Source organism: Flavobacterium sp. (assembly GCF_027484945.1).
In the GTDB taxonomy this organism is placed as follows: domain Bacteria; phylum Bacteroidota; class Bacteroidia; order Flavobacteriales; family Flavobacteriaceae; genus Flavobacterium.
Genome location: NZ_JAIXRZ010000058.1, coordinates 36,553 through 49,024, shown reverse-complemented (window position 1 = coordinate 49,024; position 12,472 = coordinate 36,553). Strand labels below are relative to the sequence as shown.

General features: G+C 39.9%; 9 protein-coding genes. 2 read left to right on the top strand and 7 right to left on the bottom strand.

The annotated features are described in order from the left end of the window. Positions 1-2,803, bottom strand: a 2,803-nt coding sequence (locus Q0039_RS07985; RefSeq protein ID WP_297511469.1) for a reprolysin-like metallopeptidase, incomplete at its 3' end; no start/stop codon positions are given. Positions 2,804-3,001: 198 nt separating this feature from the next. On the opposite strand from Q0039_RS07985, the gene Q0039_RS07980 reads away from it, so the two are divergent. After that, positions 3,002-4,117 (top strand): FAD-dependent oxidoreductase, encoded by a 1,116-nt coding sequence (locus tag Q0039_RS07980; RefSeq protein ID WP_297511466.1) that lies wholly within the window; start codon positions 3,002-3,004, stop codon positions 4,115-4,117. Next, positions 4,118-4,801 carry a monofunctional biosynthetic peptidoglycan transglycosylase gene (gene mtgA, locus Q0039_RS07975; protein ID WP_297511464.1) on the top strand — a complete coding sequence of 228 codons (684 nt, stop codon included), beginning with the start codon at positions 4,118-4,120 and terminating at the stop codon, positions 4,799-4,801. A gap of 52 nt (positions 4,802-4,853) precedes the next feature. Here the strand turns inward: mtgA and Q0039_RS07970 are convergent, their stop codons facing one another. From Q0039_RS07970 to Q0039_RS07945, 6 genes are all read right to left on the bottom strand, one after another. Next, positions 4,854-7,058: a TonB-dependent receptor gene (locus tag Q0039_RS07970; protein ID WP_297511462.1), complete on the bottom strand. Its 2,205-nt coding sequence runs from the start codon at positions 7,056-7,058 to the stop codon at positions 4,854-4,856. Between the two features lie 148 nt (positions 7,059-7,206). Next, on the bottom strand, positions 7,207-7,560 hold the full coding sequence (locus tag Q0039_RS07965) for a hypothetical protein (protein WP_297511460.1): 354 nt from the start codon (positions 7,558-7,560) through the stop codon (positions 7,207-7,209). Between the two features lie 88 nt (positions 7,561-7,648). After that, the gene (locus Q0039_RS07960; protein ID WP_297511458.1) at positions 7,649-8,638 is read right to left on the bottom strand and encodes an aspartate-semialdehyde dehydrogenase; all 990 of its coding nucleotides are present in this window, start codon (positions 8,636-8,638) and stop codon (positions 7,649-7,651) included. A 169-nt stretch (positions 8,639-8,807) separates the two neighbouring features. Then, the gene (gene mscL / locus Q0039_RS07955) at positions 8,808-9,185 is read right to left on the bottom strand and encodes a large conductance mechanosensitive channel protein MscL (protein ID WP_297511456.1); all 378 of its coding nucleotides are present in this window, start codon (positions 9,183-9,185) and stop codon (positions 8,808-8,810) included. Between the two features lie 81 nt (positions 9,186-9,266). Then, the gene (locus tag Q0039_RS07950; RefSeq protein ID WP_297511453.1) at positions 9,267-11,711 is read right to left on the bottom strand and encodes a bifunctional UDP-N-acetylmuramoyl-tripeptide:D-alanyl-D-alanine ligase/alanine racemase; all 2,445 of its coding nucleotides are present in this window, start codon (positions 11,709-11,711) and stop codon (positions 9,267-9,269) included. A 6-nt stretch (positions 11,712-11,717) separates the two neighbouring features. Then, positions 11,718-12,344 (bottom strand): thymidine kinase, encoded by a 627-nt coding sequence (locus Q0039_RS07945; protein ID WP_297511451.1) that lies wholly within the window; start codon positions 12,342-12,344, stop codon positions 11,718-11,720. Positions 12,345-12,472: the final 128 nt, after the last annotated feature.

Sequence of the window (12,472 nt, the reverse complement as noted above, 5' to 3'; positions counted from 1 at the left end):
TTGTTGGAATGGTAAATGAACCTGAAATAGGTGTTGTAGTGGTCGCATTACGAGAAAATACTCTTTCCCCAGTATCCAAAAAATCACCATCTCGGTTTAAGTCAATAAATACAGCATACCCTTCCCGATATCGTGTAGAAGTCCAAGTGGGAGTAATCGTGATGGTATTGGCTACTCCACGCACTAAATTTGTCGATAATGCAGTAAAATTTTCATAACCCGCTGTACCTGTAGAAGGGTTATTAATGGTTCCCAATTGAACACGACCAATTCGTTCATTGGCAGTACTATTTCCTTGCGAAGCACAATAGGTTAGAGTTGCAGTTAAAGTAGTTACGGTAACCGTATTACTGTTTACAGAAACATTTCCAGCAGCATCCTTTGCACGCACATTAAAGGTGTAGGTTGTCGCTGCTGTCAATCCAGTAACAGCAAAAGTGGTCGCTGCTGTTGAACCGATTAAAGTGGTCCCACGGAACACATCGTACCCTGTCACAGCTACGTTATCGGCAGCACCTATCCATGATAAATTGGTAGCCGTTGTAGTAGTTCCTGAAGCCGATAAGGTAGGCGCTGTAGGTGCCGTAGTATCTGGAGCACTCGTTGTTACAGAAACTGTATTACTAGCAGGAGAAAAATTACCTGCAGCATCTTTAGCAATTACCGTAAATGAATAGGTTGTTGAAGCGGTCAAACCCGTAACTGTAAATGTTGTTGAAGCCGTTGAGCCAATTAAGGTGCTCCCTTGATAAACATCATAACCGGTTACCGCTACATTATCAGTAGCTCCTGACCATGACAATACTGTTGAGTTTGTTGTAGTTCCCGAAGCTGCTAAAGTAGGCGCTGTTGGTGCGGCAGTATCAGGTGTACCTAATGTAATAGTAAAGTTTGCATTCGATACATCAAAGAAAATATGGTTGGTCCCTTTTATCATGATTCGACAAGTCGTACTTGGTATATTGGGTAATGTTACCAATTGCGTTCCGTCATTAGGCGTAGCAGCCAAAATCGTAGACCATGAGGTACCTCCATCTGTTGAGAGCATGATATCTACATTGGCACAGTTCACCCCGTTAGCCGTAGTTCCCGCCACATTCCAAGTAATCGTTTGAGACGATCCTCCAGTAAACGAAACGGCAGTGTTGGGTGCTGTTACGGCAAACGGTCCAGCGGTACCATTCACGGTGACAATCATATCGTCACTATTGTTATTTCCACCACCGATACGGTTATCGCGGACGGTTAAACGGAAGTTCATGGTACGGGCTACTGAAGGCAATGCTTCTACCGTAATTTCAGTTCCCGCAGTAGTCGTAGCGCCCGTTAAAATCGATTGCATTCTTGGAAAATAACGTACGGGAGAAGTAGAAGAATTATAGGAACGGAAAGTAGGTCCGCTAGTACGAGTAGCACTTGCGGCTGAACTTGCTCCAGTAGCAGTCGAAGCGGCATTGTCAAACTGCTCCCAGTTGTAGGTAATCACATCGCCATTGGTATCTGAAGCAGCACCCGTTAACATAAAAGGCGTACTGCGTGGGATAGTGTAATCCAAACCAGCATTGGCAGTAGGTACTGCATTCCCTGTCGCGGTATTTACCGAACATGTTTTTGCTTTAATATTATTAGTTACTTGTTGGATACTGAAGGCATGGAAATAGACATCGGAGTTGGGTTGAACATCTTGACTAGTTATCCCGGCATACCCCATAATGGTTGAACCAGAACCTGGCTCCATATTGGCACCTGTACCTTCATTATTCATAGAAAAAGTATGGTTAGCACCAAATTGGTGTCCTATTTCGTGTGCAACATAATCGATGTCAAAAATATCGCCTGTCGGAATGGTACCTGATGTAAAAGCACTTCCTTTTCCAGTGCTACAAATACAACCAATACATCCGGCATTTCCATTGTTGGCCGCACGGACAAAAAGATGTCCTACATCGTAATTGGCATCCCCTATAACCGAAGTCAATGTAGATTGCAACTGACTATTATAGCTGGTCGTATAAGGATCTGTAGCAGCATCGGTATAGATTACCAAATCATTATTAGCAATAATTACCATTCGGGCATTAAAATCATTTTCAAAAACACCGTTAACTCGGGTCATACTATTATTCATTGCAGCCAAGGCTAAGGCTTTTGTTCCGCCGAAATAAGCCGTGTACTCACCCGTACAAGACAAGGCTAATCGATAGGTACGCAATACCGCATCATCTGCATTTGGTCGCGCCGCCAATCCATTCATTGCATTCATCATAATTGGCTCATCATCAACCAAACAACGGAAGGTTCCCGAAGCAGCATAATCACCTTTTTTATAAATAGAATAGGTTGTTAAATCTTGGGTTAAGGGTTCAATAAATTCCGCCGTACGATCAGCTCCTAAAACCATCGACTTGAATCCCAATGGTGACACACTGAAATAGGCTGTTAAAGTCGGGTTATCAATTCCATAACCAACATAGGATTTAATTTCAGGATATTGTGCAGCAAGCGCAGGATCCATCGTTGAATTTTCAAATACACTGAAGCGTTGCATATCGCCTTTACTTGTTGGAATTTGAACAATAACACTACTTGATCTACCGCTAAAACTTCGCGCTGGAGCTGCCTGTAAGCGGGATTTCAATTGGTTAACATTCAAATGCATAATAGTTTCTTCTGGCAACTGCATACGGCTATCCAACAAAGTACTATTGCCGCGTGTAGCAGATGTCCATACCGATTCTTTTTGTTGTGCCGAGACCAACCCAGAAAGGGAAAATAAGGCAAATGCAAGTAATCTGTATTTCATAATTTTTTGCTTTTTTAGATTATTGTGGACTAAAGTATTAAGTTTTTAATAAATTGGTTCAGACAATTCTTTAAAAATATTAACAACTCGTAGAAGTGCAAGTATTTCCGATAAACTAATTACAAAAACCTTACTTTTTTATTTCAATCTCAAACGAAAAAAAATTATATACTTTTGTTTACACAAGAAAACACAAGCATGCAACTTAGTTATTGGGAAATAAAAAATTGGTTTACAGCAGTTGATTATACGATAGTGGGGAGCGGCATTGTAGGTATTCATTGTGCTTTGGCGTTACGTGAGCGCTTTCCTAATGCCAAGATACTAATTCTTGAACGAGGGACATTGCCTCAAGGCGCAAGCACCAAAAATGCAGGTTTTGCTTGTTTTGGAAGTTTGTCGGAAATCATTGATGACCTCAAAACACATTCGGAAGAAGAAGTAATTCAACTCATTCAAAAACGATGGGAAGGGCTTCAATTATTGCGAAAAACTGTTGGTGATACTCACCTGGATTTCAAACCTCATGGGGGCTATGAGTTGTTTTTAAAGGCAGACGAAAGTTTATATCAAGATTGCCTTCAGAAACTTCCCTTTGTCAACGAGCTCTTAAAGCCCTTATTTAAAACTGATGTTTTTGCACGTGAAATAGATCGATTTGACTTTAAAGGACTTCACGAATATTTAATATTTAATCCGTTTGAAGCACAAATTGACACCGGCAATATGATGCAAGCGTTACTGCAGAAAGCTGTGGCAGCTGGAATCCTTATTTTAAATCAAATTGAGGTAAAACATCATTTTGAAAACAGTCATCAGGTTCGGGTCGAACTCGAAAATTTTGCATTTAATACCCATAAAATACTGTTTACAACCAATGGTTTTGCAGGAACACTCACCCAAAATGAAGTGCGTCCCGCTCGAGCTCAAGTATTGATTACTGAACCAATTGCAAACCTTGATATTTGCGGAACATTTCACCTCGATCGCGGTTATTACTATTTCCGTAATTTTGAGAACCGAATTTTATTAGGGGGAGGTCGCAATTTAGACTTTGAAGGTGAAACGACAACTGAATTGGAAGTCACAGCACAAATTCAAAAGCGTCTAGAAGAATTGTTATGTGAGGTTATTCTGCCTGGAAGAGAAGTTGGCATTGCGCATCGTTGGAGTGGGATTATGGGTGTTGGCACTAGTAAACGTCCAATAATTGAACGTCTATCTGAACATACGTTCTGCGGTGTTCGAATGGGCGGAATGGGAGTTGCTATTGGGAGTTTAGTTGGAAAAGAATTAGCTGAATTAATAGAATAAATGAAAACATTCTGGAAAATACTGCGAAAAATCATGCTCTGGTTTTTCGGTTTGTCAATTGGATCGGTCCTGCTTTTTAAATGGATCCCTGTTCCATTCACGCCATTGATGGTAACCCGTGCCATTGAAAATAAATTCGAAGGCAAGGAAATGATTTGCAACCACGATTGGAAACCTTTGGATAGCATCTCGGTAAATTTGCAAAAAGCCGTTATTGCTAGCGAGGATGGGACCTTTACCAAACACTGGGGGTTTGATTTTACAGCCATGCAAAAAGCCTACAAAAACAACAGTAAAGGCCGGCGCATTAAAGGAGGTAGTACAATCTCGCAACAAACGGCAAAAAATGTTTTCTTGTGGCAAGGCCGAAGTTATTTACGTAAAGCTTTTGAGGCCTATTTTACCGTGCTAATCGAGGTGATTTGGGGCAAGAAACGAATTATGGAAGTATACCTCAACAGTATCGAAATGGGTGATGGTGTATACGGAGCAGAAGCAGCTTCTCACTACTGGTATGGTCATGATGTAAAAAGTTTAACCAAAGACGAAGCCGCTGGTATCGCGGCCATACTCCCGAACCCAAGAAAATACAAGCCCATCAATTCTTCGAATTATATTCAGAATCGGAAAGCAAAAATCAAGCGCCTCATGCGTTATGTTGGACGCCCTGATTATTTGGATTAAAGGGCGTTTGGAAAATAACCCTATTTACTTTATATCCTTAATTAGAGTGCATTTATAAATAATAATTTATACCTAAAATTAATGTGCGACCTAAATTTGGAATACCTTCCCCTTTGAGTCGTGACAAATGCGAAAAATAGGTTTTATTCCATACATTGTTTGCATTAAATGTAAAATCAAATTGTGATTTATTGAGCTTCAACACGGTTCCAAAAGCTAGGTTCACCAAATTATAATCGCGGGTTGCGGTCTCAAAAATTCCTGGGTTGTTTTGGTCAAAAACATATTCCGTATTTAATGATGCAAATGTTTCTTTCCATCGTTTTCCATCTTTAAATTCAATCCTAAAATTTCCCGTTATTTTATTGGCCGGAATTAAGGGTAAGTATTCACCGTTATTTTTCATTCCGGTCACACTCTCAAATGTAGCCAAAATATGCAACCAATCTAAGGGATGGGGGTGTAAATGGATTCCCGCCTCCCCTCCAAATAATCGGGCATTGCTTTGCAAATAATCAAAAGCTTCATACCCATTAATTTGTGTCCCTTTGGGAGAAATATAAATGTAATTAATCAATTGATTATAAAATCCATTGGCGAACAATTCAAAATGCGGATTACGGTATTCTAAATTCAAATCGCCTTGAAGATTTTGCTCATTTTTCAATTGACTATTCCCAATTTCATAACGATTGCTTCCTTCATGCACACCGTTAGAAGACAATTCAGCTAAATTTGGAGCGCGAAATCCCGAAGCTAAATTGAAACGGAAAATCATATTTTCTTTTACATTAGTTTTGTATCCTGCCGACGCATTAAAACTATTAAAAGAACGATTGAATGCTTGAAAATAACCTTCATCGCCGGGATTACCAAATGCTATTGTTGTTACCCCTCGACGGTCCCAACGGAATCCTGCTTGAACTGTATTTTTCTTCCATTGAAAATTAGATGTTAAAAAAACACCTAGGTCTCGTGTGGTTGCGTCTGGAATTAAATATTCTTCGCCCAAATTAGTATTGGTTTGAAACATACCTTGGGTTCCCAATATTGTTTCCCATTTTCCAATGGAAGGCAAATGATACCGAACATTATAATTGAATGTTTTCAATATCATGCGCAAAACGGGAACTTCGCTATCTTCCAATTCGCTACGGTCATTATTAATATAGCCCAAATCGGTTTCCAATTTAGAATTTCCAAAATAGCTAATTGTATTCCAACTCAAAATTTGACCTATCACTTTTTGACTTGGATAAGCTGGATTTTTGATCGTAGTTTGTTCGGCAATTCCACCCTCTGGAATTCCAAGATTTAAGCGGTTATAATTGTATCGAACAACACTGTTAATCGACGAATTAGTATACGCAAAACCTGTTTTAAAGTCCAACTCCTTGAAACGAGTATTGATTACACGTTCCCCCCGACCCGTTTGATAATCAGAGTGCCGATTTTGAGAAATACGGGAAGTGAATTTTAGATGATCGCCCGATAGTTTATAGCCAAAAGTTGTGCTGCTTCCTAAAGTATTGGTAAAATAGCGTTGTCCAAAATTGAGCTGCATTTGATTCGTAGGAGCAAATTTTTCAGGATTAAAATACAAAACTCCGCCCAGAGCATCAGAGCCGTAAAGTAACGAGGCAGGACCTTTAATCACTTCAACACTTTCGATTCCTGCATCATTGAGTCCGAGACCATGCTCCTCGCCAAACTGTTGGTTTTCCAGACGCACTCCCTGATTGTATACTAAAACACGATTACTGCTTAAACCCCGAATTACAGGCTTCCCGATTGACGTCCCTGTTGCCACTTGCGACACCCCTGGAATGGTTGCCAAACCTTCAATTAAAGTGGCTGCTCCTTTTAGACGCAAATCTTTGGCAGTTTGGTGTTCGACCTTCATAACATTCTCCGACTGGAGGCGGTTGAAGGCCGTTGACACAATCACCTCATCCATTTGGTGGATGCTTTCTTTGAGTTCGCAATTAACGGTTACGAGAGCAACAATCATTTTTAGTTCTTGGGTTTGGGTTTCAAAACCAACAAAAGAAAAAACGATTTTGTGGGTTCCTTTGGGAATGGATTTAAAGGTAAAATTCCCTAATGCGTCGGATTGAGTTTCGAGGTGTAAATCGGGCAATTGTATCACGGCGAATTCTAAGGGTTTTCCGGAAGCGGTAACCGTTCCTGAGACTGTATTTTGTGCCTGTGCTAGCGAAAAAAAGCCAAACACAGCCATCCATAAAAATTGATTCATGAGTGAAATGAATTGATTTGTGATTAGAAAAATAAACGTTCTAGCGTGCACAAACGCGCCAGGGATGGGAACTAGGTGCCGTGCACCGTGCACAGCCCTACCTTGATGCAGACTTTAGCCTAGGCAAGGTGGCGCCCAAAAAATAAATCTAACCGACAATCGGTGGTGCCCGAAGGCTAAAGAAACTACCCTCAAAAATCGTTACAAACCGATGTGGCGCTTGAATTTCGTAGGTAGAAGTTGTGTTGGAATGTTGTGAGTGGAAAGAAATCGCTATGGGTTCGATATACGAACTAAACGCAAACGCACACTGAAAACATTTTTCGAATGTATAGTGCGCATGACCTACCTCTGTTTTACCCAACGTATACTGATGGTTACAGTCCTTCACTTCAAATTCGTGAACAAGGTGATTGACCGCATGCACAAACTGCAGCACAAAAACAAGCAGTAATGTGGTAGCTATACCTCCCCCAAAAAGAAGTTTACGTAGTTTCAACATGATACAAAGGTAAAATATCAATAAAAAAATCCTGCCGATTTATCATTTTTTTAAGACCCGACAAGATTTTATGTTCGACACAAGTATTTTATACCAAGTGATGGGCTACTAAATATTCGGCGATTTGAATGGCATTGGTGGCAGCACCTTTGCGTAAATTGTCAGCTACAACCCACATATTTATGGTGTTGGGCTGACTCTCATCCTGTCGAATACGACCCACAAACACCTCATCTTTTCCGTGTGCATACAACGGCATTGGATAGGTAAATGTATCGGTATTATCTTGAACCACAACACCCGGAGTATGGTGCAAAATTTCACGAATTTCGCTCAAATTAAAGTTGTGATGAAACTCAATGTTTAAAGCTTCACTATGCCCGCCAACTACTGGAATTCGAATAGCAGTTGCGGTTACGTTTATACTATCGTCACCGATGATTTTCTTGGTTTCACGTGTAAGCTTCATTTCTTCTTTGGTATAGCCATTATCCTCAAAAACATCGCAATGCGGAATAGCATTACGGTGTATTTGGTATTTGTAGGCCATTTCACCTTGAATCCCCGCATACTCGTTTTCTAATTGTTGTACCGCTTTCACACCGGTACCCGTAATGGATTGGTAGGTAGAAACCACAACCCGTTTTACACCATATTTTTTATGTAAAGGTGCCAATACCATAACCATTTGAATTGTAGAACAATTGGGATTGGCAATAATTTTATCGGCTTTTGTTAATTCGTGCGCATTGATTTCTGGAACTACCAGTTTTTTTGTTGGATCCATTCGCCAAGCGGAAGAATTGTCAATTACCGTAGTTCCCACTTCAGCAAATTTAGGAGCCCAATCCAATGAGGTTTGCCCTCCAGCAGAAAACAATGCAAGGTCTGGACGCATCTCGACAGCAGTTTGTAAGCCAACTACTTCATACGATTGACCCTTCCAAGTGATTTTTTTTCCGACAGACTTTTCTGAAGCGACTGGGACTAATTCGGTTATGGGAAAATTTCGATCGGCTAACATTTGTAGCATTACCTCGCCTACCATACCGGTAGCACCTACAACGGCAACTTTCATAGTTTTTTTCTTTAAGTTGAATGATTACGTAGCGCGTTAAAAAAAGGGGAAACCTTTCTCGCCTTTAACAACCAGACAAAAATAATGAGAAATTGTATCGGTTGGTCAATTTTAAAAAGAAAAACCACCCGCTTTGGAGTGGCTTTAGTTAGAATATATAGGTAGCGGTTTACTTTTTCAATAAATCACGAATCTCCGTTAATAATTCCTCTTGCGAAGGTCCTACAGGAGTAGCAGGCGCGGCTTCCTCTTTCTTTTTGGCTGCATTCATTCCTTTTACAAATAAAAATAAAACAAAGGCAACAATTATAAAATTGATCACCGATGATAAAAACATGCCGTATTTCACCCCGCCAAGCAACGTTAGGTCTTCAATTTTTTGAAGGTTGGCCGCTTCCAATGCGGGTTTTAATAAAAGAGGGGTGATTACATCGTCAATAAATGAACTTAAAATTTTACTAAAGGCAGCTCCAATAATGACCCCGATGGCGAGGTCAATTACATTGCCTTTCATTGCAAACTGCTTAAATTCAGCAATCATTCCCATAGTTTTTTATTTGTAACGGTTAGAATATCAAAGCTACAAATTTTAATGCATAGCCCTTGTAGTAAATTAGAAAAAAATAACTTACTCCCGATAAAAAATTCGCTTGACACGTTGTGAAATCGAAGTCATAATTTCGTACGGAATCGTGCCCAATTGTTTAGCCATGTAGGTTACCGAAGGGTCTTTACCAAATAATAGTACTTCTTGTCCCTCTTGACAATCAATATCGGTCACATCAACCATCAGCATATCCATACAGATACTGCCTATTATCGGTGCTTTTTTATCTTTAATTGTCACATAGCCCTTTCCATTCCCCCAATGTCGCGAAATACCGTCGGCATATCCTATAGGCACCGTAGCTACTCGCGTTAAGCGCTCGGCCATAAAACGACGGCTGTAACCGACACTTTCGCCTGGTTCGATCACTCGAATTTGAGAAATTAAGGACTTCAATGTAGCTACTTGTTCTAAAAACTTTTGTTCTTCTTCGTCATTGGAAACGCCATACAAACCGATACCAAGGCGCACCATATCAAATTGAGCTTGACCAAAATTTGAAATTCCCGAGGTATTTAATAGATGTCGAATGGGTTGAATTTGCAATGCTTCCATCAATTGCTCCGACAAGGATTTGAATAACTTGATTTGACCCAATGTAAAATCGACAAACGCCATATTATCACTAGCGGCCAAATGAGATAAAATACTCTTTACTGCTAACGCTTGGGTTTGTTGTAAACGGGCAATGAGTTCGGGCAAATCATCTTCCATAAAGCCCAAACGATGCATCCCCGTATCGAGTTTGATATGAATTGGAAAATTTTTTAATTGTTTCTCTTCAGCCAATTTAACGAAGGCATTCAAGCCTTTTAGCGAATAAATTTCGGGTTCGAGTCCAAACTGAATCAAGGCTTGATAACTCGTGCTTTCAGGATTCATAACCATAATCGGCAATTCGAGCCCCGCTTGCTTTAGTGCAATTCCTTCATCGGCAAAAGCAACTCCCAAATAATCCACTTTGTGATGGGCTAGTAATTTGGCAATTTCATAACCTCCGTTCCCGTAGCTAAATGCTTTTACCATGACCATCATTTTAGTCTTGGGATTGAGTTTGGACTTATAAAAATTCAGGTTATGACTAATCGCATTAAGATTAATTTCTAAGACTGTTTCGTGGGTTTTCTCTTCCAAGGCCAATACAATTTCTTCAAAATGAAAATGCCGGGCGCCTTTAATTAAAATCGTTTCTTCTTCAAAAGTTAGGGTATCCATCGCTTCTAAAAAAGCGGCAGTAGTGGGAAATGCTAAACAATTTGGAAACTTTCGTTGGTAATTTGAAATTGTTGGTCCGATAGCAATCACACGGTTAATTTGATTGGTAACCGTCAAAAATGAAACTTGTGCATACAAATCATCATTGACTAATCCACTTTGAAAAATATCGGATAAAATAAGAGTTTTCTTTTTGTATTGTTTCTGACTCTCTAAAAAATCTAAGGCAATTTTAAGCGATTGGAAGTCGGAACTATAACTGTCATCGATCAAGCGAGTATTGTGAATGCCGTTTTTGACTTTTAAACGCATTTCTACAGGATACAACTGTGCCATACGCGTTTGAATAATTGCTTCATCATAGCGCAAATACAAGAGCAGCATCAAACAATGAATTGCATTTTCAATCGAGGCTTGATCCGAAAATGGAATCGTAACCGTGAAACAATGTTTTTGATAGGTTACCCGCAATTCTGTACAATCGGGTTTTTCATTGGCCATGATAAAAACATCGGCTTTACCCGCATCTGAACTCCATGTAAACGTTTTCACTCTGGGCGAAAGAAAAGCTTCGATCGAACGGTTTTTATTTAAGATGAGCACTTCAACAGCAGAAAACAAACAGAGTTTTTCTTTAATTTTTTCCCCAACATCATGAAATCCTTCATCATGTGCCGAACCGATGTTGGTGAGTATTCCAATTGTAGGACGAATGATTTTTTCCAAATGCTGCATTTCGTTTACCGTTGAAATACCCGCTTCAAAAATCCCTAAATTGTGTTTTTCATTGATTCCTAAAACCGATAATGGAACTCCAACTTGTGAATTGTAGCTTTTCGGACTTCGAATAATGTTATAATCGGGACTCAAGAGAAAATTGAGCCATTCTTTTACGATTGTTTTCCCATTACTACCTGTAATTCCAATAATCGGAAAGGTAAAGTTTGAGCGGTACATAGCGGCAAAATCGTGAAGGGCATTCAAAGAATTCTCAACCACTAAAAAATTGGCGCTGCCCGACATCCCATCGGGTATATATTCCACTACAAAATTATATACCCCTTGCACAAGTAGTGCTTTCAAGTAATCATGCCCGTTGTGATTGGGTCCGACTAATGCAAAAAATAAGGTGTGTGTGCTGTTTTGAAGTGATCGACTATCTATCGAAACAGTATCGATAATTGCATCCTCCCGATCTCCATGAAATTGAGCGTTGAGAATCGGAATAATATTTCGGATAGTTAACGTCACGATTGTTTATGCGTTGGTGTCTGAAGATAATTCTTCAGGGTCTTTGACTTCGATATTTTCGCGCATTGCTTTAAAATAAGCTGCTCGACTTAACGGTTCATATTCTTCGGTCTCTCCTAATAAAACTAGGCGTTCATTGCTGGACTTTCGGTGACTGTAATGGGCCAAATTTCCTGTTCGAGTACATACTGCGTGGACTTTCGTTACATATTCAGCTGTTGCCATTAAAGCCGGCATGGGTCCGAACGGGTTTCCTTTAAAATCCATATCCAAACCGGCAACGATTACACGAACCCCCGAATTGGCAAGATCATTACAAATTTTTACAATTTCATCATCAAAAAACTGCGCCTCGTCTATACCTACAACATCGCAACCTTGGGCTAGAATTGCAATATTGGCTGCAGCGGGTACGGGTGTAGAACGAATTTCATTTTTGTTGTGCGAAACCACCATCGATTCATCATAACGAACATCAATCGCCGGTTTAAAGATTTCTACCTTTTGTTTAGCAAATTGCGCCCGACGCAAACGACGAATTAATTCCTCTGTTTTGCCCGAAAACATGGAGCCGCAGATTACTTCGATCCAACCAAATTGTTCTTCGTGATTTACCGTATTTTCTAGAAACATTTACTAATTTCGTTAGTATGAATTAGGTATTTTTCTGCTACATTTGTACAGAAACAAAAATATCAAATTTCCGATGACTTTCGCTTCCCTGAGGCATAAAGTTATAAAGAGAGTACCGATTTTTTAAC

Bases quoted from the DNA above. Each gene is read 5' to 3' on its own strand.
- Q0039_RS07980 (WP_297511466.1), top strand. From the start codon at position 3,002: ATGCAACTTAGTTATTGGGAAATAAAAAATTGGTTTACAGCAGTTGAT.
- mtgA (WP_297511464.1), top strand. From the start codon at position 4,118: ATGAAAACATTCTGGAAAATACTGCGAAAAATCATGCTCTGGTTTTTC.
- Q0039_RS07970 (WP_297511462.1), bottom strand. From the start codon at position 7,058: ATGAATCAATTTTTATGGATGGCTGTGTTTGGCTTTTTTTCGCTAGCA.
- Q0039_RS07965 (WP_297511460.1), bottom strand. From the start codon at position 7,560: ATGTTGAAACTACGTAAACTTCTTTTTGGGGGAGGTATAGCTACCACA.
- Q0039_RS07960 (WP_297511458.1), bottom strand. From the start codon at position 8,638: ATGAAAGTTGCCGTTGTAGGTGCTACCGGTATGGTAGGCGAGGTAATG.
- mscL (WP_297511456.1), bottom strand. From the start codon at position 9,185: ATGGGAATGATTGCTGAATTTAAGCAGTTTGCAATGAAAGGCAATGTA.
- Q0039_RS07945 (WP_297511451.1), bottom strand. From the start codon at position 12,344: ATGTTTCTAGAAAATACGGTAAATCACGAAGAACAATTTGGTTGGATC.